This is a genomic window from Mesorhizobium sp. NZP2234 (assembly GCF_013170765.1).
GTDB classification, from domain to species: domain Bacteria; phylum Pseudomonadota; class Alphaproteobacteria; order Rhizobiales; family Rhizobiaceae; genus Mesorhizobium; species Mesorhizobium loti_D.
Genome location: NZ_CP033364.1, coordinates 2,324,399 through 2,348,581, shown reverse-complemented (window position 1 = coordinate 2,348,581; position 24,183 = coordinate 2,324,399). Strand labels below are relative to the sequence as shown.

General features: G+C 63.8%; 27 protein-coding genes. 13 read left to right on the top strand and 14 right to left on the bottom strand.

Features of this window, described 5'->3' with window-relative positions; translation table 11 throughout:
- The 3 genes from pth (at window position 1) to EB230_RS11480 (ending at window position 2,918) form a co-directional block, all read left to right on the top strand.
- On the top strand, window positions 1-723 hold the full coding sequence (pth, locus tag EB230_RS11490) for an aminoacyl-tRNA hydrolase (RefSeq protein ID WP_056577974.1): 723 nt from the start codon (window positions 1-3) through the stop codon (window positions 721-723).
- Between the two features lie 94 nt (window positions 724-817).
- Window positions 818-1,921, top strand: coding sequence for a redox-regulated ATPase YchF (gene ychF, locus EB230_RS11485; protein WP_172348948.1), 1,104 nt, complete (start codon window positions 818-820; stop codon window positions 1,919-1,921).
- 94 nt (window positions 1,922-2,015) lie between these two features.
- Window positions 2,016-2,918: an EamA family transporter gene (locus EB230_RS11480; RefSeq protein ID WP_056577978.1), complete on the top strand. Its 903-nt coding sequence runs from the start codon at window positions 2,016-2,018 to the stop codon at window positions 2,916-2,918.
- A gap of 130 nt (window positions 2,919-3,048) precedes the next feature.
- Here the strand turns inward: EB230_RS11480 and guaD are convergent, their stop codons facing one another.
- Window positions 3,049-4,413, bottom strand: a complete 1,365-nt coding sequence (guaD, locus tag EB230_RS11475; protein WP_172372340.1) for a guanine deaminase — start codon at window positions 4,411-4,413, stop codon at window positions 3,049-3,051.
- Window positions 4,414-4,548: 135 nt separating this feature from the next.
- On the opposite strand from guaD, the gene EB230_RS11470 reads away from it, so the two are divergent.
- From EB230_RS11470 to EB230_RS11450, 5 genes are all read left to right on the top strand, one after another.
- Window positions 4,549-5,883 (top strand): solute carrier family 23 protein, encoded by a 1,335-nt coding sequence (locus EB230_RS11470; protein ID WP_172372337.1) that lies wholly within the window; start codon window positions 4,549-4,551, stop codon window positions 5,881-5,883.
- A 63-nt stretch (window positions 5,884-5,946) separates the two neighbouring features.
- Window positions 5,947-6,735 carry an APH(3')-II family aminoglycoside O-phosphotransferase gene (locus EB230_RS11465; RefSeq protein ID WP_172372335.1) on the top strand — a complete coding sequence of 263 codons (789 nt, stop codon included), beginning with the start codon at window positions 5,947-5,949 and terminating at the stop codon, window positions 6,733-6,735.
- Between the two features lie 152 nt (window positions 6,736-6,887).
- Window positions 6,888-7,862, top strand: a complete 975-nt coding sequence (gene corA, locus EB230_RS11460) for a magnesium/cobalt transporter CorA (RefSeq protein ID WP_172372332.1) — start codon at window positions 6,888-6,890, stop codon at window positions 7,860-7,862.
- 124 nt (window positions 7,863-7,986) lie between these two features.
- Window positions 7,987-8,457: a MaoC family dehydratase gene (locus EB230_RS11455; RefSeq protein ID WP_172372330.1), complete on the top strand. Its 471-nt coding sequence runs from the start codon at window positions 7,987-7,989 to the stop codon at window positions 8,455-8,457.
- Window positions 8,454-8,915, top strand: coding sequence for a MaoC family dehydratase (locus EB230_RS11450; protein ID WP_172372327.1), 462 nt, complete (start codon window positions 8,454-8,456; stop codon window positions 8,913-8,915). Before EB230_RS11455 ends, EB230_RS11450 begins: the two co-directional genes overlap by 4 nt.
- A 158-nt stretch (window positions 8,916-9,073) precedes the next feature.
- On the opposite strand, the gene EB230_RS11445 is transcribed toward EB230_RS11450, so the two are convergent.
- From EB230_RS11445 to petA, 4 genes are all read right to left on the bottom strand, one after another.
- On the bottom strand, window positions 9,074-9,619 hold the full coding sequence (locus EB230_RS11445) for an adenine phosphoribosyltransferase (protein WP_056577992.1): 546 nt from the start codon (window positions 9,617-9,619) through the stop codon (window positions 9,074-9,076).
- A 97-nt stretch (window positions 9,620-9,716) separates the two neighbouring features.
- On the bottom strand, window positions 9,717-10,574 hold the full coding sequence (locus tag EB230_RS11440) for a cytochrome c1 (RefSeq protein WP_056577994.1): 858 nt from the start codon (window positions 10,572-10,574) through the stop codon (window positions 9,717-9,719).
- A gap of 27 nt (window positions 10,575-10,601) precedes the next feature.
- A complete protein-coding gene (locus EB230_RS11435) occupies window positions 10,602-11,903 on the bottom strand; it encodes a cytochrome b N-terminal domain-containing protein (RefSeq protein ID WP_056577996.1) in 1,302 nt (433 codons plus the stop codon).
- Window positions 11,904-11,919: 16 nt separating this feature from the next.
- Complete coding sequence (gene petA / locus EB230_RS11430) at window positions 11,920-12,480, bottom strand: ubiquinol-cytochrome c reductase iron-sulfur subunit (RefSeq protein WP_010911121.1); 561 nt, start codon at window positions 12,478-12,480, stop codon at window positions 11,920-11,922.
- Window positions 12,481-12,795: 315 nt separating this feature from the next.
- On the opposite strand from petA, the gene EB230_RS11425 reads away from it, so the two are divergent.
- Complete coding sequence (locus tag EB230_RS11425) at window positions 12,796-13,140, top strand: cupin domain-containing protein (RefSeq protein WP_172372325.1); 345 nt, start codon at window positions 12,796-12,798, stop codon at window positions 13,138-13,140.
- A 60-nt stretch (window positions 13,141-13,200) separates the two neighbouring features.
- On the opposite strand, the gene EB230_RS11420 is transcribed toward EB230_RS11425, so the two are convergent.
- Genes EB230_RS11420 through EB230_RS11400 form a run of 5 tightly spaced genes read right to left on the bottom strand, consistent with a single transcriptional unit; the run spans window position 13,201 to window position 18,189 of the window.
- Window positions 13,201-13,512: a DUF6665 family protein gene (locus EB230_RS11420; RefSeq protein ID WP_056578000.1), complete on the bottom strand. Its 312-nt coding sequence runs from the start codon at window positions 13,510-13,512 to the stop codon at window positions 13,201-13,203.
- A 1-nt stretch (window position 13,513) separates the two neighbouring features.
- Complete coding sequence (locus EB230_RS11415) at window positions 13,514-13,993, bottom strand: GNAT family N-acetyltransferase (RefSeq protein ID WP_172372323.1); 480 nt, start codon at window positions 13,991-13,993, stop codon at window positions 13,514-13,516.
- 4 nt (window positions 13,994-13,997) lie between these two features.
- Complete coding sequence (locus EB230_RS11410; protein WP_172372320.1) at window positions 13,998-15,881, bottom strand: ABC transporter ATP-binding protein; 1,884 nt, start codon at window positions 15,879-15,881, stop codon at window positions 13,998-14,000.
- Entirely contained in the window at window positions 15,878-17,764 is a 1,887-nt protein-coding gene (locus EB230_RS11405; protein ID WP_056578006.1) for an ABC transporter ATP-binding protein, read from the bottom strand. The genes EB230_RS11410 and EB230_RS11405 overlap by 4 nt, the downstream gene beginning before the upstream one ends.
- Window positions 17,765-17,793: 29 nt before the next feature.
- The gene (locus EB230_RS11400) at window positions 17,794-18,189 is read right to left on the bottom strand and encodes a hypothetical protein (protein WP_246738933.1); all 396 of its coding nucleotides are present in this window, start codon (window positions 18,187-18,189) and stop codon (window positions 17,794-17,796) included.
- A gap of 446 nt (window positions 18,190-18,635) precedes the next feature.
- Here EB230_RS11400 and EB230_RS11395 point away from each other — a divergent pair, with 446 nt between their 5' ends.
- Together EB230_RS11395 and soxR are read left to right on the top strand one after the other, a co-directional pair.
- Window positions 18,636-19,094: a tRNA (cytidine(34)-2'-O)-methyltransferase gene (locus EB230_RS11395; RefSeq protein WP_056578010.1), complete on the top strand. Its 459-nt coding sequence runs from the start codon at window positions 18,636-18,638 to the stop codon at window positions 19,092-19,094.
- 159 nt (window positions 19,095-19,253) lie between these two features.
- A complete protein-coding gene (gene soxR / locus EB230_RS11390) occupies window positions 19,254-19,700 on the top strand; it encodes a redox-sensitive transcriptional activator SoxR (RefSeq protein ID WP_056578013.1) in 447 nt (148 codons plus the stop codon).
- Here soxR and EB230_RS11385 read toward each other — a convergent pair.
- On the bottom strand, window positions 19,697-19,954 hold the full coding sequence (locus EB230_RS11385; RefSeq protein ID WP_027030665.1) for a hypothetical protein: 258 nt from the start codon (window positions 19,952-19,954) through the stop codon (window positions 19,697-19,699). The genes soxR and EB230_RS11385 overlap by 4 nt on opposite strands.
- Window positions 19,955-20,163: 209 nt before the next feature.
- Between EB230_RS11385 and hemF the strand changes: the two genes are divergently transcribed.
- Window positions 20,164-21,078 (top strand): oxygen-dependent coproporphyrinogen oxidase, encoded by a 915-nt coding sequence (gene hemF / locus EB230_RS11380; RefSeq protein ID WP_056578015.1) that lies wholly within the window; start codon window positions 20,164-20,166, stop codon window positions 21,076-21,078.
- Between the two features lie 159 nt (window positions 21,079-21,237).
- Entirely contained in the window at window positions 21,238-21,423 is a 186-nt protein-coding gene (locus tag EB230_RS11375; RefSeq protein WP_056578017.1) for a DUF1059 domain-containing protein, read from the top strand.
- Window positions 21,424-21,583: 160 nt separating this feature from the next.
- On the opposite strand, the gene EB230_RS11370 is transcribed toward EB230_RS11375, so the two are convergent.
- The 3 genes from EB230_RS11370 to EB230_RS11360 are packed head-to-tail and all read right to left on the bottom strand — an operon-like array spanning window position 21,584 to window position 24,107.
- Window positions 21,584-22,849 (bottom strand): CCA tRNA nucleotidyltransferase, encoded by a 1,266-nt coding sequence (locus tag EB230_RS11370; RefSeq protein WP_056578019.1) that lies wholly within the window; start codon window positions 22,847-22,849, stop codon window positions 21,584-21,586.
- Window positions 22,846-23,478 (bottom strand): CoA pyrophosphatase, encoded by a 633-nt coding sequence (locus EB230_RS11365; RefSeq protein WP_056578361.1) that lies wholly within the window; start codon window positions 23,476-23,478, stop codon window positions 22,846-22,848. The genes EB230_RS11370 and EB230_RS11365 overlap by 4 nt, the downstream gene beginning before the upstream one ends.
- Complete coding sequence (locus tag EB230_RS11360) at window positions 23,478-24,107, bottom strand: DUF1285 domain-containing protein (RefSeq protein ID WP_056578021.1); 630 nt, start codon at window positions 24,105-24,107, stop codon at window positions 23,478-23,480. Before EB230_RS11360 ends, EB230_RS11365 begins: the two co-directional genes overlap by 1 nt.
- Window positions 24,108-24,183: the final 76 nt, after the last annotated feature.

Below are 24,183 nucleotides of genomic sequence, written 5' to 3'. Positions count from 1 at the left end.
ATGCTTGTCTTTGCAGGCCTCGGCAATCCGGGCGCGAAATATGCTGATAACCGGCACAATGTCGGCTTCATGGCGGCGGACGCTATCGCCCGCCGCCATTCCTTTTCGCCCTGGTCGAAGAAATTCCAGGGCCTGATCGCCGAGGGCACGCTCGGCGGCGAAAAGATTATCCTGATCAAGCCGCAGACCTTCATGAACCTGTCCGGCCAGTCGGTCGGCGAAGCCTTGCGCTTCTACAAGCTCGATGTTTCCGCGCTCACCGTCTTCTATGACGAGATCGACCTTGCCGAAGGCAAGCTGCGCATCAAGACCGGCGGCGGCGCCGGCGGCCACAACGGCATCCGCTCGATCGACGGCCATGTTGGCAACGCCTATCGCCGCGTGCGCATCGGTGTCGGCCATCCCGGCGTCAAGGAAATGGTCCAGCACCATGTGCTCGGCGATTTCGCCAAGGGCGACCGCGAATGGCTCGATCCCTTGCTCGAATCGATCGCCGACAACGCCGCCATGATCGTCAAGGGCGACGAATCCGGCTTCATGAACAAGGCCGCCCTCGCCGTCCAGGGCAAGGCCGCGGCCGAGCCGGAAAAGCCGGCGCGCAAGCAGGAACCCAAGCAGCAAAGTCACGTCCGTCAGGCGCGTCCGCAGCAGCCGGCGGTCAAATTGCCGGAATCCGGCCCGATGGCCGCCATGCTGAAGAAACTCTTCGGCAACAAGGACTGAGCGCCACGCATGCGGCCTTACAGGGCTTGACGTTGATCACCCCTATCGCCCATAGCCCTCATCAAATTTCGTTTTCCCGATAGGACCGGACACAATGGGTTTCAAATGCGGCATCGTTGGCTTGCCCAACGTCGGCAAGTCGACGCTCTTCAATGCGTTGACCAGGACGGCGGCGGCGCAGGCCGCCAACTATCCGTTCTGCACCATCGAACCGAACACCGGCGAGGTGGCGGTGCCCGATCCGCGCCTGCAGAAGATCGCGGCCATCGGCAAGTCGAAGGAGATCATTCCGACCCGCATCTCCTTCGTCGACATTGCCGGCCTGGTGCGCGGCGCCTCCAAGGGCGAAGGGCTGGGCAACCAGTTCCTCGCCAACATCCGCGAGGTCGACGCCATCGTGCACGTCCTGCGCTGCTTCGAGGATGACGACATCACCCATGTCGAGGGCCGCATCGACCCCGTCGCCGACGCCGAGACGGTCGAGACCGAGCTGATGCTCGCCGACCTCGACAGCTTGGAGCGCCGCATCGTCCAGATCCGCAAGCGCGCCGGCAGCAAGGACAAGGAAGCGGTGACCGTGCTGCCGATGATGGAGGCCGCGCTCGAGCTGCTGCAGGCGGGCAAACCGACCCGCGTGCTGCTCAAAGGCATCTCGGCCGAAGACTTGCGCATCCTGCAGGGCTTGAACCTCCTGACGTCGCACCCCGTGCTCTATGTCTGCAACGTCGCCGAGGCCGATGCCGCCACCGGCAACGAGCACACCCGGGCCGTGGAGAAGATGGCAGCCGCGCAGGGCGCCGGCACGGTGGTGATCTCGGCCGCGATCGAGGCCGAGGTCGCCCAGCTCTCCGACGAGGAAGAGATGGAATTCCTGTCCTCGCTCGGCCTCGACGAGCCGGGCCTCAACAAGGTGATCCGCGCCGGCTATGAGCTTTTGCATCTCATCACCTATTTCACCGTCGGGCCGAAGGAGACGCGCGCCTGGACCATCCACAAGGGCGACAAGGCCCCGCAGGCCGCCGGCGTCATCCACACCGATTTCGAGCGCGGTTTCATCCGCGCCCAGACCATCGCCTACAACGACTTCGTCACGCTGGGCGGCGAAGTGGCGGCCAAGGAAGCCGGCAAGGCGCGCGACGAAGGCAAGGAATATGTCGTCCAGGACGGCGACATCATGCTGTTCAAGTTCAACACGTGAACAGCCGCGTCGCATTCCCGACAGGGTGAGGCCGTACGCGGCTGCCATCGGCCGGTCCTTTCCGCTATCCCGTCAATGAAGCGGAAGGGCGAACATGAACAGGACAATCCCAACCCTGGTCGGTTTCTCGGCCATTCTGACCTGGTCGTTCCTCGCGCTGCTTTCGACCGCGGCCGGACCGATTCCGCCCTTTCAACTCGCCGCCATGACATTTCTGCTCGGCGGCTCCGTCGGAGCGGCCAGTTGGATCGTTCGGCCCTCGGCGATCAGGTCGCTGCGGCAGCCATGGCAGGTCTGGGCAATCGGCACGGCAGGGCTGTGCATCTACCATTGTGCCTACTTTTTCGCGATCCAGTCGGCCCCGCCCGTTGAAGTGAGCCTGATCGCCTATCTCTGGCCATTGCTGATCGTTGTCTTCGCCGCCTTCCTGCCGGGAGAACGGCTTAAACCTCACCATATTGCCGGTGTGGTCCTCGGCCTGGCAGGCGCCATCGTCGTCATCACGAAGGGCGGAAGCGTCGGGCTCGCCGACGGGGTGAAACCGGGCCACGTCATCGCGCTGTTCTGTGCTTTCGTCTGGTCCGGTTATTCCGTCCTGTCGCGCCGCTTTGGCCAGGTTCCGACCGATGTGGTCGCGGTTTACTGCCTCATCACCGCGGCGGTCGCCTTCACGCTGCACCTCACGCTTGAGACCACGGTCTGGCCGCAAACACCGACGCAATGGAGCGCCATCGCCGTTCTGGGCGTGATCCCTCTCGGCGCCGGCTTCTACGCATGGGACTATGGCTGCAAGCACGGAGACATCATGATCCTGGGCGCGATCTCGTATGCCGCGCCGCTGTTCTCGGTGATCGTGCTGCTGCTGGCGGGCTTCGGCGTCTTCCATTGGTCCGTGGCGCTCGCTTGCGCGCTGATCACGGTTGGCGCGCTGATTGCCGCCAAGGACATGCTGCTCAAGCCGAAAAGCGAGGCCGCTGCGGAAACAGCGCGCGCCTAGAGCATTTCACCGTTTCGCGGAAACGGCGAACCGCTCTAGCTCTTTGTTTTGACGCAGTTCCGGACGGAAAACCGCTCACACTTTTCCTGGAATTGTTCTCGTCTAGGTCGATTGGCGGGACGCCGCCCTTCTATTGCCCCGCCACCATCCGGCCGCTCACCCAGACCCTGGCGATATTCGCCCGCGCCGCGTTGAGCACGATCTTCTGGAAGACATCGTCAAGCGTGTCGTCGCCGGCGTTGATGCGGATGTTCGAGGCGCTTGCCTTGGTGTCGATCAACAGCGCGTCGAATTCGTGCCCGACGCGAAAGCTGCCTGTCGGCAGGTCGAGCGCTTCGGCGCCGCCGGCGGTCGCCAGCCAGAACACCTCCTGATGCGTGATCGGCTCGCCGGGGGCGCCGCGCTGCTCGGGCGGCAGGCCGGCATGCACGCCGCTATGCAGCGTCCTCGACGCCGACAGAGCGTGCCGGCAGCCGTCGAACAGAGAGGGGCTGTAGCCCCCCGAAACATCCGTTCCCAGTCCGACATGCATCTGCCGGTCGAGTGCCACGCGCAGCGGGAACGCCGCATTGGCGAAGTAGACATTTGAGAGCGGGCAATGGGCGACGCCGGCACCCTTCTCCCTGATGAGGTCCATGTCCTGCCCGTCGATGAAATTCGAATGCGCCAGGATGGTGTGGCGGGTGAGCAGGCCGAAACCGTCCAGGCTGGCCGCATCGGTCTGACCGAAGCGCTCCTCCACGAATTGCTTTGCCCAGTCACTCTCCGAGCAATGCGTCTGCACATGGCAGCCGAATTCCGTCGCGAGTTCACCCAGTCCCCGCAAGGCCGCATCCGTGCAACTCGGGATGAAGCGCGGCGTGATCGCCGGCTGGACCAGCGGCCTCTCGCCCGAATCCAGTGACTGGACCGCCACGATGAACCGCCTGGTGTCCGAAACGGCACTCGCCGCATCGGCATCGCGGTAGAAGGGCGGGCACTGCTGGGCATCGTCCATCGCCACCTTGCCCACCAGGGCGCGCTGACCCTTTTCCAGGCAAATCCCGGCAAGCGCCAGGCTCGCCTCGACATGGACGGTGGCGAAATAGAGCGCCGTGGTGGTGCCGTTGGCCAGAAGATTGTCGACCAGATCGGCATAGACCTCGCGGGCATAGTCGACGTCCGCGTAGCGGGCCTCGAGCGGAAATGTATATTTCTGCAGCCAGATCTCGAGCGGCACATCGAGCGCCTTGCCCATCTGCGGCCATTGCGGCGCATGGATGTGCAGGTCGACCAGGCCGGGCAGCAGGAACTGGCCGTCGGCAAGCCGCACCAGCGTACCGGACAGGCTGGCATCGCTTACCCGCGCCGCATGGTCCGGATGGCCGGGCGCCAGGATCTCGGCGATCCGCCCCTGCGCATCGATGCTGAAAAGATGATCTTCCAGCACTTCCAGCCTGCCGCGCTCCGGCGTGTGGAAGGCGGTGCCGAGCAGCGTGAAAGGTTCTCTTGTCATCTGTCGCTCCGGTTGCGCTGGCGCGTGAGACCGTCACTGCGTGGCCCACTAAAAAACAGTTGGCAAACCTTAGCGCCGCTGTCCTTTGCCGGCGACTGATCACATGATCGTGTTGAGATTTCCAGAGGGGACATCATGGAACGCGTTGCGCCAGAAATCACTTTGATCGCCCAGCCGGACGATCCGTTGCCCCTGGGCAAGGCCGCCTTGCTCGGCCTCCAGCATGTGCTGGCGATGGACGTCTACATCGTGCCGTTCATCATCGCATCGGTGCTCGCCTTCAGCGTCGGCGATGCCGGCGCCTTCATCCAGTCGGCCTTCGTGGCGGCGGGCATCGCGACGCTGATCCAATCGCAGCTCCTGATGCGACTGCCTGTGGTGCAAGGACCGTCCTTCGTCCCGATCGGCGCGGTGCTTGCGATCGCCTTCGGTGCTGGCGGTGGCGTTGGCGGGCTGTCGGCGGTGATCGGCGCGCTCATTCCCGGCGCCATACTGGTCATGCTGCTCGGGTCGCCGACAAGGATCTTCCATCGCCTCGTCAACCGTTTCGTGCCGCCCATCGTCGGCGGCGCCATCATCATCGTGGTCGGCGTCGCGTTGATGCCGGTGGCACTCAAGGAAAGCGTGTTCGCCGTCCACGGCACCGCCACCGTCGGCGGCAACATCATCCTCGCCTTCATCGCGGCGGCGGTGCTTGTCGGCTGCATGCTGACCGGCATGGCGCTTGGCGCGAAAGGCGCGTGGCTGCGCCTGCTTTCCGTCATCATCGCGCTTGTGGCCGGCAGCGTCGCGGCCGCCTTCATGGGCCAGCTGGACATGACGGGCGTTTCCGCCGCGACCTGGTTTTCCATGCCGCGCATTGCGTTCCTCAACCTCGACGTGACCTTCTCGCTGTCGGCGACGCTGACGATGCTGATCGTCTATATCGTCGTCCTGGCCGAAACCACCGGCACCTGGTTCGCGGTCGGCGCCGTCATCGACAAGCCGTTGTCGGATGAACAGCTCGACCGGGGCGCCACCGGCGAAGGCCTCGGCTGCCTGGTCAGCGCCCTGCTGTGCAGCACGCCGGTCACCGGCTACTCTTCCAATGCCGGCATCATCGCCATCACCGGCATCGCCAGTCGCGCCGCCTTTGCCGCGGCCGGCATCTTCCTGGTGCTGTTCGGGCTGATCGGCAAGCTGTCAGCGGTCATCGCCTCGATCCCGGGACCGGTCATCGGCGGCGTCTTCGGCGTGCTGTGCGTCGTCATCGCCATGAACGGCTTTCGCGTGGTGCGCGGCACGCCGCTGACCGAGAGGAACATGCTGGTCATCGGCCTGCCGATCCTGATGGCACTGTTTGCCACGCTGGCGCCGCCGGATTTCGTCAAGACGCTTCCGGATATCGTGCAGTACATTCTCGGCTCGTCCATCGCCTTCGGCGCCGTCTGGGCCATCGTGCTGCACCAGATCCTGCCGAACGCCAGATAGGGATATCGGGAGGCCGGACACCAGAGCCCGGTCTCCCAATCCCCGGCCTGCCGATCCCTGTCGATGAACTTCGTCTCCGAAAATGAACTGCCGCGGGAGCTGAAGAACAGGCTCTCCGGCTATCGCTGGCACCGGCAAACCATCGGCAGATCACAGGCCGGCGTGTTCCGACTGGTGGCCGACGACAAGCCGGCCCTGTTCCTGAAATGCGAGCGGAACGGTCCGTTTGCCGAACTCGCCGATGAAGCCGCGCGGTTGCGCTGGCTTGCCGGACAAGGCATCGCCTGCCCCGATGTGATCGCCATGGAAAGCCATGCCGGTCACGACTGGCTGCTGATGTCGGCCGTCGCCGGCGAGGATTTGGCGTCGGCGCCGATCGATCCGGCTGATGTCATCGAGATCATGGCCAGCGCGCTTCGCGACCTGCACGCGCTGGATATCGGCTCCTGCCCCTTCGACCATCGCCTCTTCAGGCGCATCGCGGCCGCGCGATCGCGCATGGAGGCCGGCGTCGTCGACGAAGACGATTTCGACGATGAGAGGCAGGGCTGGAGCGCTGCAAAAGCCTTCGCCGAGCTTGAGGCGCTGAGGCCAGCAAGCGAGGATCTTGTCGTTACCCATGGCGATGCCTGCCTGCCGAATGTCATGGCTGCCCGGGGCCGTTTCAGCGGTTTCATCGATTGCGGCCGGCTGGGCGTCGCCGATCGCCACCAGGATCTGGCGCTCGCCTGCTGGAGCATCCGCTATAACATCGGCGAAACCTGGATAGAGCCCTTTCTCGAACGCTACGGACCACGGCAAGCAGAGCCGGCGAAGCTTTCCTGGTATCGGGTCCTCGACGAGTTTTTCTGAGCGGCCGATGGCGGCCTGTCCCCGGTGGGCTTGTCTTGATTTTGTCATGCCACGGGTCTAAGCGGCAGGCACACGGTCGCGCACACGACGAAGAGCCGTGCAATCCGACACGACGCGCAATCCGAACGCACCTTCGCAGGGGAGATCTGGCGATGATCAAGGCATTTGTCGTGGACAATGATCGCCTGCGCGTCGTCGACGACCTGCAGGCGGATGGCGACAGGGTCGTCTGGGCCGACCTGGTCAATCCGACCAAGGAGGAAGAGGCCACCATCGAAAGCTGGCTCGGGGTCGCCATCCCGACCCGCGAGGAGATGGAGGAGATCGAGATTTCCAGCCGCCTCTACATCGAGGACGGCGCCTACTTCATGACCGCCACCTTGCCCGCGCAGACCGAGGTCGACGATCCCCTGATGTCGCCGGTCACCTTCGCGCTCGCCGGCAACAGGCTGATCACCATTCGCTATCATGAACCCAAGGCCTTCAAGACCTTCCCGCTGCGCGCCGAGAAGGTGGCGACCGGCTGCACCAGCGGCGACACCATCCTGATCGGCCTGCTGGAGGCGATCGTCGACCGTCTCGCCGACATCCTTGAGCGCGCAGGCCGCGACATCGAGGGGATTTCGCGCGACATTTTCGAGGCACGCTCGACCAAGGTGTCGAAGCGCAACCGCGACTTTCAGGAATTGCTCAAAGCCATCGGCCGCAAGGAGGACATCACCTCTTCCGTCCGCGACAGCCTGATCTCGCTGCAGCGCCTCGCCGGCTTCCTCGCCCATGTCGCCACCCAGACCAAGATGAGCAAGGATGTGCGCGCCCGCATCAAGACCTTGTCGCGCGACGTGCTGTCGCTCGCCGACCACGCCACCTTCCTGTCGCAGAAGATCTCCTTCCTGCTCGACGCCACGCTCGGCATGATCTCGATCGAGCAGAACGCCATCATCAAGATCTTTTCTGTCGCCGCCGTCATCTTCCTGCCACCGACGCTGGTCGCCTCGATCTACGGCATGAATTTCGATATCATTCCCGAGCTGAAATGGGAGCTTGGCTATCCCTTCGCCATCGGCCTGATGATCCTGTCGGCGATCTTGCCCTTCTGGTATTTCCGCCGCCGCGGCTGGCTCTGACCGCTGCCGCGGGTGCCCGCTGCCTCACGCTGGCTCACCAGAAAGGACTTGACCAAATCGCCCCTGGCCTGCATCCGGGTTTGCCGATCCATGCGGGTCGGGCGTTCCGCAGGGATTCCAGACCATGACCGGAAAGACATGGGCCTATGAGGATTTCGTCGAGGGTGCCTCGTTCGACCTCGGCACCAAACAGGTAACCGCCGCCGAGATCATCGAATTCGCCAGCGAGTTCGATGCCCAGCCCATGCATCTCGACGAGGAAGCCGGCAAGGCCAGCATCCTGGGCGGCCTCTCGGCCTCCGGCTGGCACACCTGCGCCATGTTCATGCGCATGTGGTGCGACGCGTTCCTCTTGGACTCCACCTGCCAGGGTGCGCCCGGCGTCGACCAGGTCAGGTGGAAGAAGCCGGTCCTGGCTGGCGACAGGCTGGTCGGCACCATGGTCGTGCTTGCCAAGCGCCTGTCGAAGTCGAAGCCGGATCTCGGTTTCGTCACCTTGCGCAGCGAGCTGGTCAACCAGCGTGGCGAAAGCGTCTTCGAGCTTGAGAACTCCGTCATGTTCCTGACGCGTGACGCGGCGGGGAAAGCGGCATGACCCTGGACGAATTCTTCCGCATCGGCACTACGATGACGCTCGGCTCGCACAAGTTCGAAGCCGAGGCGATCAAGGCGTTTGCCCGCAAATACGACCCTCAGATCTTCCACATCGACGAGGAGGCGGCCAGGAAAAGCCTGCTCGGCGGGCTCTGCGCCTCCGGCTGGCACACCGCCGCCACCTGGATGAAGCTCAACCTCGAAAGCCGGATGGGCGCCGAGTGGACCGGTCCTGGCCCGGCGCCCGAATTCGGCCCTTCGCCCGGCTTCAAGAACCTGAAATGGCTGAAACCGGTCTTCGCCGGCGAGACCGTCACCTTCACCCGCACCGCGCTGTCCCACCGCCCGATCTCGTCACGCCCCGGCTGGCGGCTTTTGTCGCTGCGCTCGGAAGCTTTCGATTCGACCGGCGACAAGGTGCTGGAGTTTGAGAGCGCCGTGCTGGTGAAAGTGGAGTGATTTCTTCCTTCGCCCCGTTTACGGGGAGAAGGTGCCCGAAGGGCGGATGAGGGCGGCGCCAGCGGTGGTGTCTTGCACTCGACGGTCGTACTATACCCCTCCCCCTGCTCCGCTCGCGTTGCTCGCCTCCCTCCTCGCAAACCGGGCGAGGGAAAGATCTAATGTCCCTCGAACCCGATCAGCGTCCTTACCGGAACACCCAGCGCCTCGAGCTTGGCGCGGCCACCCAGATCCGGCAGGTCGATGACGAAGCATGCCGCCAGTATATCGGCGCCGATCTGGCGCAGAAGCCTGACCGCCGCTTCCGCCGTGCCGCCGGTGGCGATCAGATCGTCGACCAGGATCACCTTCTCGCCCGGTGAAACGCCGTCCTTGTGCATCTCCATCTCGTCCAGCCCGTATTCCAGGCTGTAGGCGACGCGCACCGTCTCATAGGGCAGCTTGCCCTTCTTGCGGATCGGCACGAAGCCGGCCGAGAGCTGATGGGCGACGGCGCCACCCAGGATGAAGCCGCGTGCCTCGATGCCGGCTATCTTGTCGACCTTCTGCCCGGCATAGGGATGCACCAGCTCGTCGATGGCGCGGCGAAAGGCGCGCGCATTGCCAAGCAGCGTGGTGATGTCGCGAAACAGGATGCCTGGCTTGGGGTAATCGGGGATGGTGCGGATGGCCGACAGCAGGGTCTCTTCCAGGGAGGATTTCATGGGCAATTGTTCCGTTGCCTTACAGTTTTGCCGGTAAGCGGCCGAAAAGAAAAGGGCGCCTTTCGGCGCCCTTGCATTTTCAGGTACCGACGCGGCCTTAGTGCGCCACGCCTTCCCACACCTTGCGCTTGGTCAGGTAGACGAGCGCGCCGAACAGAAGCAGGAACACCAGCACGCGGAAGCCCATCTTCTTGCGGGCCTCCATGTGCGGCTCGGCTGCCCATGTCAGGAAGGCAGCCACATCGCGGGAATACTGGTCGACGGTCTGTGGCGAGCCGTCGTCATAGGTCACCTGGCCGTCGGAGAGCGGCTTGGGCATCTTCAGCGACACGCCCGACATGAAGTACGGGTTGTAGTGCGTGCCTTCCGGGATGACCATTCCGGCCGGCGGCGTCTGGTCGTAGCCGGTCAGCAGCGAATGGATGTAGTCGGGACCGCCGGCGTCATACTGGGTGAAGATGTCGAAGACGAACTGCGGAAAGCCGCGCTCGACGCCGCGCGCCTTGGCCAGCAGCGACATGTCGGGCGGGGCAGCGCCGCCATTGGAGGCAGCAGCGGCTTGCTCATTGGCGAACGGCGCCGGGAAATGGTCCGACGGCTTGCCGGGACGGTCGAACATGTCGCCGGCATCGTTGGGGCCGTCATGGATGGTGTATTCGGCCGCCAGCGTCTTGATCTGCGCGTCGTTGTAGCCGAGGTCCGACAGCGTGCGGAACGCCACCAGGTTCATCGAATGGCAGGCCGAGCAGACTTCCTTGTAGACCTTCAGGCCGCGCTGCAGCTGCGCCTTGTCATAGGTGCCGAACGGGCCAGTGAAGCTCCAGCCCATCTCCTTCGGCTCGTTGATCGGGAAATGCGTCGGAGCCGCCGCATTGTGCGCCTCTTCGGCCGCGAACGCCGCGGTGCCGGCGGCCACAAGGCCGATCAGCGCAAGCGAGGTGAGAATCTTTTTCATGCCAAATCCCCTTAGATTCTCTACCGCTCAGCCCTTGGTCTGTGGTGCGGCCGTGGCGCCCGCCGGATGCCCGCTGCCACCCTTGTTCTTCTCCAGAACCGCCTCGGTAATCGAGTTCGGCAGCCTGCGCGGCGTCTCGATCAGGCCGAGGACCGGCATGATGATCAGGAAGAAGGCGAAGTAGAACAGCGTTGCCATCTGCGCCATGAACACATAGCTGCCTTCCGCCGGCTGCGAGCCCAGCCAGCCAAGCAGGATGGCATCGGCCACGAACAGCCAGAAGAACAGCTTGTACCAGGGCCGGTAGACGGCCGAGCGCACCTTGGAAGTGTCGAGCCACGGCACCAGGAACAGCATGGCGATGGCGCCGAACATGCACAGCACGCCGCCGAGCTTGGAGTTGATCGGCCCGATGTTGAACGTGATGGCGCGCAGGATCGCGTAGAACGGCAGGAAGTACCATTCAGGGACGATGTGGGCCGGGGTCTTCAGCGGGTTGGCGACCGTGTAGTTGTCCGGATGGCCGAGATAGTTCGGCAGGTAGAAGACGAAATAGGCGAAGAAGAACAGGAACACGATCATGCCGAACGCGTCCTTGATCGTCGCGTAGGGCGTGAAGGCGACGGTGTCGGTCTTCGACTTGACCTCGATGCCGGTCGGGTTCGACTGGCCCACGACATGCAGCGCCCAGACGTGCAGCACGACAACGCCTGCGATCATGAACGGCAGCAGATAGTGCAGCGCGAAGAAGCGGTTGAGCGTCGGATTGTCGACGGCGAAGCCGCCAAGCAGCAATTGCTGGATCCACTCGCCGACCAGCGGTATGGCGCTGAAGAAGCCGGTGATGACGGTGGCGCCCCAGAAGCTCATCTGCCCCCACGGCAGCACGTAGCCCATGAAGCCGGTCGCCATCATCAGGAGGTAGATGATGCAGCCCAGGATCCACAGCAGTTCGCGCGGTGTCTTGTAGGAGCCGTAATAGAGACCTCGGAAAATGTGGATATAGACGGCGACGAAGAAGAACGAGGCGCCGTTGGCATGCATGTAGCGCAACAGCCAGCCGGAATTCACGTCGCGCATGATCTTCTCGACCGAATCGAAGGCGAGCGTGGTGTCGTTCGAGTAGTGCATGGCCAGCACGATGCCGGTCAGGATCTGCGCCACCAGCATGATCGACAGGATGCCGCCGAAGGTCCACGCATAGTTGAGGTTGCGCGGCACCGGATAGGCGATGAAGCTGTCATAAACCAGCCGCGGCAGCGGCATGCGGGCGTCGAACCAGCGTCCGAGACCGGTTTTGGGCGTATAGGTCGAGTGTCCCTCGCTCATCGAAATATCCCCTGCCTCAACCGATAAGGATCTTGGTATCGGAAATGAACTTGAATACCGGCACAGCCATGTTCTCTGGCGCCGGGCCTTTGCGGATGCGGCCGGCGGTATCGTATTGCGAACCGTGGCATGGGCAGAACCAGCCGCCGAAATCGCCTTCCTGGCCGAGCGGGATGCAGCCCAGATGCGTGCAGACCTGAACCATCACCATCCAGGCTTCCTTGCCGGGCGTGGTGCGGTTGGCGTCGGTCGCCGGTGCGTCGGCCGGCAGATTGGCGTTGCGGGCGATCGGATCCTTGAGATCGGAAAGGTTGACGGCCTCGCCGTCCTTCATTTCCTTTTCGGTGCGGTTGCGCACCACCACCGGCTTTCCGCGCCACTTGACGATCAAGGACATGCCCGGCGTCAGCGAGGCGACGTCGACTTCAACCGAGGCGAGCGCCAGCGTCGAGGCATCGGGGCGCATCTGGTCGATGAACGGCCAGGCGACGGCACCGGCTCCGACCACGGCCGCCATGCCGGTGGCGACGTAAAGAAAATCTCGACGATTGGGATCGTGGATGTCGGTTGCGCTCACGGGTGCCTGATCCTTTCGCCTCTTCCGCGCCGGTGGCCGAGCCTTGTTCCCCGCTCAATCACGCCAACCCGACAGCGCATGGCGAACAGGCTAGCGAATTCCTCCGGCATTTGGACTTCGGTTTATGCGTGAAGCCCGTTTTTGTCCAGACGGGTCAAGGCACAAGGGCAGATTGTCGCGGGGACAAAATCCCCTATTGCGCGGCAAGGCGGGGAACGGCCGCGAAAGGACGCTAAACAACCGGGAAATATCAGCAAAATCGGGCGTCCTTGTTTACCTCGACTCAGGACACCGGTGTGATCTATCTTCCCTGGCATGGCGCACGTCATCGACCGTGAGGAATGGGTCGTTCGTCCCGACCGCTGGAACGGCGAGCTGCAATGCGGTGCCTACGGCTCCAACTCCTGCCTGATCTTCAACTACCTGCCCGATGTCGGCGGCGGCCCTCGGCTGCACTCCCATCCCTACGCGGAGATTTTCATCATCCGCCAGGGCGCCGGCCTGTTCACCATCGGCGACAGGGAAATCGAGGCCTCCGCCGGCCAGATCGTCATCGTGCCGCCTCACACGCCGCACAAATTCACCAATCTCGGTCCGGGGCCGCTGGAGACCACCGACATCCACGAGAACGGCAGCTTCATCACGAAATGGCTGGAGTGACCATGATCCCGAAAAGTGGGACCCGGTTTTCGGAAAAGATTATGGTCGACAAAAAGTCCCCTACATGGCGCCAAGCCTGACCAGGACGGCTTTGGGGATGTCGTATTCGCGGATCACGGCGTCGTGCCTTCGCAGGCCGCACAGTTCTCGCTGGATGAAATAGCCATGCACCGCGGCGGCCGCCTCCTTGAGCAGAAGGGGGCGCGACTGCTCGTCGCCATTGTCGCGCAGCCTGGCCAGGGTTTCTTCCACGCGCTGTCCGGCACGGCCGAGCGCGGCCGCCTTCTCGGCCAGGACCTCATGGCCAAGCGCATCGAAGGCCGCTTCAGCGGCCGAGGCGCCGGCAAGATGAGATGGCGGACGCAAGGACATTTCAGTTCCCCTTTCCGAACACCATGCGATGGGTGACGAATTCTTCGCCTTCCACGCGCTCAAAGCCAAGCCGTTCATAAAAAATGAAGGCTTCCCGCGGCGCGCGGGTGTTCAACACGGTGAAATAGCGGCGTGCCCGATCGATGACGGCCTCGACCAGCATGCGGCCAAGGCCGGCGCGACGGTGAGGCGCGCCGACGAACAGGTGCCGGACCCGGCCATGGCTCCTGCCCTCGACATAAGGATCGATGTTCAGCCCGCAGACACCGGCGAGGTCGCGGCCATGCCATGCCCCGAACAGCGCCTCGCCTCGCTTCAGGAACTTGTTACGGCCACTGGACCAGCCATCCGCCAGGCGCACCAGCATCCAGTAGCCTTCCAGCCGGCTCTCGTCCTTCAGCCCGTCGAAGGCCGGCGTGGTTGGCCGGAGCCGCTTGAGCTCATAACCGATCCCTGGGCTGGCCCTGAGCGATCCACCCATGCGCCTACTCCGCCGGCCGCGTCTCTTCGAGCACGCTTTCCTCGTGATAGAGGAAGCCGCCGGACTGCCGCTTCCACAGCCGCGCATAGAGCCCGTCGAGCGCCACAAGTTCGTCATGCGTGCCTTGTTCGACGATGCGGCCGCCATCCAGCACCACCAGGCGGTCGAGCGCGGCGATCGTCGACAGCCGGTGGGCGATGGCGATGACCGTCTTGTTCTCCATCAGCCGGGTGAGGTTCTCCTGGATCGCCGCCTCGATGTCGGAATCGAGCGCCGAGGTCGCCTCGTCGAGGATCAGGATCGGCGCGTCCTTGAGGAAGACACGCGCGATCGCCACGCGCTGGCGCTGGCCGCCCGACAGTTTCACGCCGCGCTCGCCGACAAAGGCCTCGTAGCCGGCACGGTCCCTGTTGTCCCGCAGGCCCAGGATGAAATCATGCGCCTCGGCCTTCCTCGCCGCCGCGATCACCTCGGCATCGGTCGCGTCGGGCATGCCGAGCTTGATGTTGTCGCGCAGCGAGCGGTGGAACAGGGCGGTGTCCTGGCTGACGACGCCGATATTGGCGCGCAACGAGTTCTGTGTCACCCGGGAAACATTCTGGCCATCGATGGCGATGGAGCCGCTTTCCAGCTCGTAGAGCCGCAGGATCAGATTGGCGAGTGTCGTTTTGCCCGCACCCGACGGCCCGACCAGCCCGACCTTCTCGCCCGGCCGCACGACAAGGTCGATGCCGTTCAGCACACCGAACCCCTTGCCGTAGTGGAACTCGACATTCTTCACGTCGATGCGCCCGCCGGCGACGACGAGCTCCTTCGCATCGGGTGCGTCGGTGAGCCCGAGCGGCTGCGAGATCAGCGCCTTGGAATTCTCCAGCACGCCGAGATTGCGCAGAATGCTGTTGAGCTGCATCATCAGCCGGCCGAGCAGCATGTTGAGCCTGAGCACCAGGGACAGCGTGAAGGCGACCGCGCCGACGGTGATCGAGCCCTCGACCCAGAGATAGACGGCAAAACAGCCGATCGCCGTGATCATGATGCCCGACAAGGTCGTCAGCGCCATGCGCACGCCGGTCAGCCTGCGGGTGAAAGGCCGCAGCGCGTCGAGATAGATGTCGAAGCCGTTCCTGATATAGCGGTCGTCGCCATCGGCCGCGAATAGCTTCAGCGTCTGCACGTTGGAATAGGAATCGACGATGCGGCCGTTGATCATCGAGCCCGCCTCGGCGGTCGCCTCGGCATGTTTGCGGATCGCCGGCAAATAGAGCCTGGCCAGCCAGCCAAAGGCCACGATCCAGATCACCACCAGCGCCGCCAGCCTGAGATCGAGCCCCGCGACCAGCGCCAGCGTCGTGACCGTATAGACGAGCATGAACCAGACGACCTCGATGAAGCTCTCCATCAGGTCGCCGGTGGCCTGGCCCGCCTGCCAGACCTTGGTGGCGATGCGGCCGGCGAAATCGTTCTGGAAGAATGCGTAGGACTGGCGCGACACGTGGCGATGCGCCTGCCAGCGGACCAGATTGTAGAAGCCGGGCGTGATCGTCTGCTCGTCGACCAGCGCCGACAGGCCGACGACGATGGTGCGGACGACCAGCACAACCGCGACCATGAACACCAGTTCGGGGCCGGCGGCGGTCCACAGCGCATGCCAGCTGCGCTCGCCGGGAAGCTGGTCGAGAATATCGACCAGCCGCCCGACGAAGTAGAACAGGCCGGCTTCGACCAGCGGCGCGATGCCGCCTATGACCAGCATGGCGAAGAAGGCGAATTTCGCTTGGCCGACATAATGCCAGAGAAAACCGCCGACGCTCGCCGGTGGCCGAAGATTCGCCGGCTCCCTGAACGGATAGACCCAGTTCTCGAACCAGCGATAGACGGCTGTCATCATTCGGCAGCTTGGCCCTTTGCAATTGCGTCGTTGGCGACTTCGGTCGGTATGTCCTCGAGCAGGAACCCGCCCGACTGGCGTTGCCAGAGCTGCGCGTAGAGCCCGCCCTTGGCGACCAGTTCGTCGTGCGAACCTTCCTCGATGACACGACCCTGATCCATCACCACGAGCCTGTCCATCGCCGCGATGGTCGAAAGCCGATGCGCGATGGCGATGACGGTCTTGCCCTGCATGAGCTTGTAGAGATTCTCCTGGATGGCCGCCTCGGCCTCGGAATCCAGCGCCGACGTCGCCTCGTCAAGGATAAGTATCGGTGCATCCTTCAACATAACGCGAGCGATGGCGATGCGTTGCCGCTGGCCGCCGGACAATTTGACGCCGCGGTCGCCGACATAGGCGTCAAACCCCTTGCGGCCGTTGTGGTCCGAAAGTCCGCCGATGAAGTCCAAAGCCTCGGCCCGCCGCGCCGCCTCGACGAGCATCTCCTCGGTGGCGTCGGGGCGGCCATAGAGGATGTTCTCGCGCACCGAACGATGCAAAAGCGAGGTGTCCTGCGTGACCATGCCGATCTGGGCCCGCAGCGAATCCTGTTTCACACCGGCGATCTCCTGGCCGTCGATCAGGATCCGGCCGCCCTCCAGGTCGTAAAAACGCAACAAGAGGTTGACCAGCGTCGACTTGCCGGCCCCCGAGCGGCCGACAATGCCGACCTTCTCGCCAGACTTCACCGCCAGCGACAGGTTTTCGATGACGCCCTTCTGCTTGCCGTAGTGGAAGCGGATATCCTCGAAACGGATCTCGCCCTTGGAGACGGCGATCTCCTTCGCATCCGGCCTGTCCTCGACAAGGCGCGGCAGCGAGATCGAGGCGATGCCGTCATGCACCGTGCCGATGTTCTCGAACAGGCCCGACATCTCCCACATGATCCATTGCGACATGCCCCACATCCTGAGCACCAGGCCGATGACCACGGCGACCGCGCCGATCGTCACCACTTGCCCCATCCACAGCCACAGCGAGATGACGGTGACCGAGAACAGGAGCAGCGCGTTCAATATGTAGAGCGTGCCGAAAAGCACCGTCACCAGCCGCATCGACCGGTAGACCGTGTCGAGGAAGCCCATCATGCCTTCCCTGGCGAAAGTGGCCTCGCGGCGCGCATGGGAAAACAGCTTGACCGTCTGGATGTTGGAGTAGCTGTCGACAACGCGGCCGGTCATGATCGAGCGCGCATTGGCCTGCTCCTCGCCGACCTTGCCCAGTCGGGGAATGAAGAAGCGCAGCAACAGTACGTAGCCGACCAGCCAGACGCCCAGCGGCGCGGCCAGCCGCCAGTCCGCCGAACCGACGATGAACAGCATGCCGAGGAAGTAGACGATGACGTAGTTCAGGACGTCGATCACCTTGATGACGCATTCGCGCACGGCGAGCGCCGTCTGCATCAGCTTGGTGGCGATGCGGCCGGCGAACTCGTCCTGGTAGAAGCTCATCGACTGCTTGAGCAGATAGCGGTGCACCTGCCAGCGGATGCGCATGGGATAGTTGCCCATCAGCGTCTGCTGGTTGAGCAGCGAATGCAGCCACACCGTGCCGGGCAGCGCGAACAGCACGATGAAGGCCATGCCGGCGAGCTTCCAGCCCTCCGTCTGCAGGAAGGTTTCGCGATTCTGCCCCGACAGCCAGTCGACGATGCGGCCAAGGAAGCCGAACATCCACACTTCCGCGATGGCGATCGCCGTCACCAGCACCGCATCGATGAGGATATAGGGCCATGCCCCGCGCGTATAATGCAGGCAGAAGGCCACCAGGGTCTTGGGCGGCTCGACCGGTTCCGCTGCGGGGAACGGATCGAGCCTTCTTTCAAACCAGCTAAACAACAACATGAGTCATGCCTGTAAAATCTGTTTTCCGCTTATGCGGCTTGGCGACGTACGAGGTCCCCGGCCCGCATGGCGCCGAGGGCCGACGGTCCGGAATCACCCTGACCGTCGGCCCTGCTTCGCGCTATATAGGGGTTCGCGGGCTTTTCGCCGACAGGCGCGTTTGCCGATCCTGCCGACACCGTGCCGGCAGCCCGGTTTTTCGCGCCCGGCCGGATCAGCCGGATGATCCGGCGCACCAAAGACGGCCGGCTCGGATCGGGAACGGCGCGCGAGAAATCGACATCCGGCAGCATGCCGCGATGCGGGCGGCGGCGGACTTCGGCATGGACCGCAGACGAATAGGTGTCGCCGATCAGCAGCGCCCAGGTCGGCAGCCGGTGGATATGCAGGCTCCTGGAGCCCGGTATTCTGTAGGGATCGAACATCGGTCCGTCCTCCGTGTGAAAATAGAGATAAAAAGGCGAAGCAACATCCTCCGCCGGCATTCGGCCGGAGGCGTGGGTCGCGTCGGTCCGGACACGACGCCAGGCGTCGGTCTGGACATGTTCAGATTGGGCGTTCAGCCCTTTTGACTTTTTGAAAAACATCGCAGGATTCCTTCGAGAGCCGAAAAGGTGTTTCGGCGGGAATCGGTGCGATCAAGTCTTAGAGAGTCAGGAGAATCGTCGTACCGAAACCGCCGGCAGGCAGGTAAGCCCACGAGAGGGGCGCTGGATGTGCATGGTCATCATGAATTACCCCTCCATCGGTTCGGGTTGACAATGCTGGCCGTATACCCGACTTCGCAAAAAATGGCCACCCGCAGGTCCAGCAATTTCCAAAACCGGGAGGTCCCTGTGGCCGATCTGCCACTTATTAGAAGGACGCGGAAATGAACGGTCGTCTCCGCATCGCGCTCTACCAGCCTGACATTGCCGGCAATACCGGGACAATCCTGCGCTTCGCCGCGTGCCTCGGGCTTGGCGTCGACATCATCGAGCCGGCCGGCTTTCCGCTCTCCGATAAGGCGCTCAGGCGCTCCGGCATGGACTATCTCGAAATGGCTGCCCTGACCCGCCATGTCGACTGGCAGGCCTTCGAGGATTGGCGCAAGGCCGGCGCGCACCGGCTGGTGCTCTTGTCGACCAAGGCCACGGCCGCCTACACCGGCTTCACCTTCGCCGACGGCGACATCCTCTTGTTTGGCCGCGAATCCGCAGGCGTGCCGGATCCTGTCCATCAGGCGGCGGACGCGCGGCTGACCATCCCCATGCAGGGCGCCGCGCGCAGCATAAACGTCGCGTTGTCGGTCGCCATGGTGGCGGGCGAAGCCATCCGGCAGCTCGGATAGGATCGGCGGCCCGTCGACAGCGCTCTTGCCGTCGCCGACGACAGTGGTTTCTCCGGTCATTCTCACCCAGGCGCACATCGCCTTCTCCTGTCATTTGCCCGATCAGCATTTCTTCGCTACAAGCTCAACTTAACTTGAGGTCAAGCGGAAAAGTCGGAAATGGCTCCAGTAACGGAATTGACGGTCGGCCAGGTGGCCATGCGCAGCGGCGTCGCGGTGTCGGCGCTGCATTTCTATGAGGCGCGCGGGCTGATCCGCAGCCATCGCACGTCGGGCAACCAGCGGCGCTACGGCCGCGACGTGCTGCGGCGGGTGGCGATCATCCGGATCGCCCAGGAGGTCGGTATCTCGCTCGCCGAGATCGGCGAGGCACTGGCATCCCTGCCGGAAGGCCGCACGCCGACGCGCGACGACTGGAGCCTGCTTTCAACCGCCTGGCGCGATGGGCTCGACCACAAGATCGCTCAGTTGAAGAAACTGCGCGACGGGCTGACCGACTGTATCGGCTGCGGCTGCATGTCTATCGACAAATGCCCGCTCCGGAACAAGGGCGACCGGCTGGCAAGGCAAGGCACGGGGGCGAGGCGTCTGGTGATAGGATCCTAATCCGCCACCGGCAACCGCCTTATCGTGAACTCGATGAGGTCGCCCGGGCGCTCGAACCAGCTTTCGATCTCGGTCCAGTAGGCTTGCTTGGGAAAGCGCTCGAACCATTCCTTGGCCTTGAGCCGCGCATCGGAGCGCGGCAGGACGAAGGTTTCGCGCAGGAAACCGTCGCGCGGCATGCGTGCGCGCTCGGCCCGGCTTTGATCGAGCCTTTTCTTCAAGCCATCCAGCGGCGGTCTTGCCGGGGTGCGCACGAAAAAACTCCTTGCACCGCAGCGCATGATCCGAAACCGGGTTTCGGCAAGGATCACGCGCAAAACCAAAGTCCTGCGGCGTTCCCTGCGCGTCCAATAGACGCGCGGCCCTGCAGCGGGACTTGACCCTGTTCCTCAAGAGATTAGGGATCGCGCCCGGAAAAGACGAGTCTTTTGTCGACTCGCCGCCCCGCAATCGGAGACGGCACTTGGAACGACCCGAAATACCCGCCGGCCTGCCCGCCGACATCGAAGAGAAGAAGATGAAGGCCCGCCTGTGGTTCGAGGCGCTGCGCGAACGCATTTGCGGCGCCTTCGAGCAGATCGAGCAGGATCTCCAGGGCCCACTGGCCTCCTGGTCCCCTGGCCGTTTCGAGAAGACGCCTTGGGAGCGTGACCAGGGTAAGGGCGGCGGCGGCACCATGTCTATGATGCATGGCCGCGTCTTCGAGAAGGTCGGTGTGCACACCTCGACCGTTTACGGCGAGTTCTCGCCTGAGTTCAGGAAGCAGATGCCCGGCGCCGAGGAAGACCCGCGCTTCTGGGCATCCGGCATTTCGCTGATCGCGCACCCCTGGAATCCCAACGTGCCGGCCGTGCACATGAACACGCGCATGGTGGTTACCTCGCGCCAATGGTTCGGCGGCGGCGCCGACCTGACCCCGGTGCTCGACCGCCGCCGCGTCCAGGACGATCCCGACACCGTCGCCTTCCACCGCGCCATGCAGTTCGCCTGCGAGAAGAACGCCGGCGTCGCCGACTACCCGAAATTCAAGACCTGGTGCGACGAGTACTTCTTCCTGGCCCACCGCAACGAGCCGCGCGGCACCGGCGGCATCTTCTTCGACTGGCTGCATTCGGGCGAGGAGAAAGGCGGCTGGAATGCCGACTTCAACTTCGTCCAGGATGTCGGGCGCTCCTTTCTTGTCGTCTACGGCCACCTCGTGCGCGCCAACTTCAACGAGAACTGGACCGACGGCGACCGCGACGAACAGCTTATCCGCCGTGGCCGCTACGTCGAATTCAACCTGCTTTACGACCGCGGAACCATCTTCGGCCTGAAAACCGGCGGCAATGTCGCCTCGATCCTGTCCAGCCTGCCGCCAGAGGTACGCTGGCCGTGAATGTCAGGTAAGCGCAAGGCGCACGGCGCTTTGATGCAACCAGACAGCCCCTTCCGTGTTATCGTTTCTACCCTGCTCATGGTCCGAAGCCCTCATCTGTAATCGACCGTGGGCCAAAGGGAGCCTTGACTGGCTCCATGGAGGAAAAGGAGAAATCCGATGAAGCAATTCCACTGCGGGTCGCTCGTTCCCGGCTGTGACTGGCACACCCGTGCCGACGAGGAAGCCGAAGTGATGCGCCGTGCCGTCGAGCATATGCGCGAGACGCATGGTGAGACCGTCATCCGCGAAACGATGATCGAGGCGATCCGCTCGCGCATCGAAAAAGTCCGCGACGCAGCCTGACTTGAAGCATTCCCTGAGGAATCGCTGCTAGAGCAATTCCAGGAAAAGTGTGAGCGGTTTTCCCGGGACAAGCGCGTAGCGCTTGCCCTTGGGAATTGCGTCTAAACAAGGAGTTAGAGCGGTTCGCCGTTTCCGTGAAACCGTGAAGTGCTCTAATACCCTATCTGGCGTTCAGGGCTTGCGCGGCGCGTTCGAGCAGCGCGCCGCGGTCCGGCGCAAATCCGGCGTCGATCCATTCCGCCTCGAGGTTCTTGAGGATCTCACCCAGCTTCGGCCCTGGCGTCGCGCCGAGCGCCGTCAGATCGGCGCCCTTCAGCGGAAACACCGGCTTTTCCCATTTGAGTGCGAAGGCCAGCAGGCGCGAAAAGCCGCCGGCCTCCAGCAGCGCGTCATTGTTCTCGACAGCGCGCACCCGCGCCGCCGCAAGCGACAGCCGCAGGCGATCGACAAAGCCTTTCCGGTCGCCGCGATAGAGTCGTTTGGCCAGTTCGCCCTCGGTGATCTTCGGCTCGACGGCGGTCGTGAGTGTCCAATAGCGCAGGCGGTGTGCTTCATCGGTCGAAAACCGGAGCCGCTCGGCAAGCGTTTGCATGCGCGCGGCATCCGGCGGCACAAGCGCCTCCAGCCGCAGCAGCGGATCCGCCGCCCAGCCGAGATCCTTTTCGGCCTTGGTCAGCCCATGGATGGCATCGATGCCCCATTTCTCGCTTTCCGGCAGCGCGGTGGTCAGCACACTCGCCTGCCGCATCCACAGCAGCGCCCGCGACGGGTCAGGTGCCGACAAGAGCTTCTTCAGTTCGGACCAGACGCGCTCCGCCGAAAGCTGGGCCAAGCCCTCCTTCAGCCGGGCGCAGGCCTTCAGCCCTTCGGCGTCCGGCCGGCCCTCGCCATACCAGGCGAAGAAGCGGAAGAAGCGCAGGATGCGCAGATAATCCTCGCGGATGCGCGCCTCCGGATCGCCGATGAAGCGCAGCTGGCGCGCCTCGATGTCGGCGATGCCGCCGACCAGGTCGACGACGGTGCCGTCGGCGTCGGCATAGAGCGCGTTTATGGTGAAGTCGCGCCGCTCGGCGTCCAGCTTCCAGTCGCGTCCGAACGACACCTTGGCGCGGCGGCCGTCGGTCTCGACATCGGCGCGCAAGGTGGTGACTTCATAGGGCTTGCCGCCGGCGACGACGGTGATCGTGCCGTGCTCGATGCCGGTTGGCACCGGCTTGAAGCCTTCCGCCCCGGCGCGGCGGATGGTTTCCTCGGGCAAACAGGTGGTGGCGATGTCGACGTCGGCGACCGATTGGCCCATCAGCGTGTTGCGCACCGCGCCACCGGCGACACGCGCCTCTTCGCCGCCTTCGGCCAAGGCGGCAAGCAGGCGCTGCAAATGCTTTTCGGTGAGCCAGTCGGCCCTGCCCGCGATCGAAACACTCACGCATAAAGCCTTTCATAGAGTGTACGGATGATGCCGGCGGTGACGCCCCAGATGCGCCGGTCGCCATAGGGCATGTCGTAGAAGAACCATTCGAGATCGTTCCACATGCGGCTGTCGCGCTTGTGGTTCAACGGGTCCATCAGGAAGTGCAACGGCACCTCGAAGGCGGCATCGACCTCGTCGGCGTTCAAGGTCAGCTGGAAGCCGGGCCGAACGATGCCGAGCACCGGCGCGATCCTGTAGCCGCTGCCGGCGACATAGTCCGGCATGCGGCCGATGATCTCGATGCGATCCCGGCCAAGCCCGATCTCCTCGAAGGTCTCGCGCAGCGCCGCCGCTTCCGGGCTTGCGTCGGTCGGGTCGATGGTGCCGCCGGGAAAGGCCACCTGCCCCGAATGGCTGCGCAGCTTTTCGGCCCGTTTGGTCAGGAGAACCGTGGCCTCACCATCATGATCGACCACCGGGATCAGCACCGCCGCGTCGCGCAGCGCCTTGCCCTGGTTGAGGCGCGGATGGCCTGGATTGAAGCGATGGTCGCCATAATCGTCGCCGGCATGCGCTTGCGGCTGCGCAGCAAAGCGCGCGCGAAAATCCGCCGATGAAAACGGCGCCGGTGACACCTGGTCCATCATGCGCTCAGCCGCTTAAGTTGGCCAGCCGGCATGATTGGAAACACAGCGCCCTTCGAGCGGACCGCGAACATGGTCTCGCCGCCGACCTCGATCTCCTCGCCATGTCCTACCAGTTCGTACATGACGGGCCGCGCCACCAGCGCTTCCAGCCGGCCGCGTACCAGCACATAGGGCTTCAGGCCGCCGGTCTCGTTCTCGTCGACGAAGCGCAGCGGCCGCTCCGGTCCGGCCTCGACCACGTCGCCGACATTGGTGCGAAAGGTGATGATCTGTTCCTCGCCGCTGCCCGAAACATCCAGTTCGACGGCGATGAACGGCGCGTCGGCGACGCGGATGCCGACTTTTTCCACCGGCGTCACCAGATAGGTCCTGCCATCCGCGTCCTTGCGCAGCACCGAGGAGAAAAGCTGCACCAGCGGCATCCGGCCGATCGGCGTTCCCAGGTAAAACCAGGTGCCGTCGGCCTTGATCTCCATGTCGAGATCACCGCAAAAATCGGGATTCCAGCGCTCGACGGGGGCCGCGCCCTTGCCGGCCCGCGCCGCGCGCGAGATCAGCGCCTCCAGGCCGCGTGCCTCGGTCGCCTGCGTAAGGCTTTGTTGGCGATGTTCGTCGTGTTCCGTCATCGTCACGAAATAGTCACTGTTGTTCCGCTTGTCAGCCTAAGTCTGTGATTTAAGTTCGACCATAGGCGCTACGCGA